Annotated in this window: 1 pseudogene; it reads right to left on the bottom strand. The window is 75.2% G+C overall.

Going from position 1 to position 302, the window contains the following annotated elements:
* Nucleotides 1-106: 106 nt before the first annotated feature.
* A pseudogene (locus ACLBXO_RS32055) lies at nt 107-302 on the bottom strand (PetM family of cytochrome b6f complex subunit 7); the annotation flags it as partial.

The following is a 302-nucleotide window of genomic DNA, read 5'->3' as shown; positions in this document are numbered from 1 at the left end:
CTCGACGTCAGCGAGCACTACGCGCTGACCGCCGAGACCGAGCGGCTGAAGGCCGCCCTGGCGGAGGCCGAGGCCAAGCTCCCGGCCCGCTAGGCCGCCGGGGGGATCAGGGCTTCGTCAGGAACCCGATCGGCTCGCGCCCCGGCTGGCCGAGCCAGAGCAGGACCGCGCCGAGCCGGAGGCCGATCAGGGAGGCCGGCGCCAGGGTGAGCGGAAGGCCCAGGATGTGCCAGAGCCAGGGCGCCGCCCCCTCGACGCTGCCCTGCAGGGCGCCGGCCTTGTCCTTGGACAGGGTAGCGGTC

It is taken from the genome of Methylobacterium sp. C33D, assembly GCF_053345825.1.
This window is presented reverse-complemented; position numbering and strand designations above follow the sequence as displayed.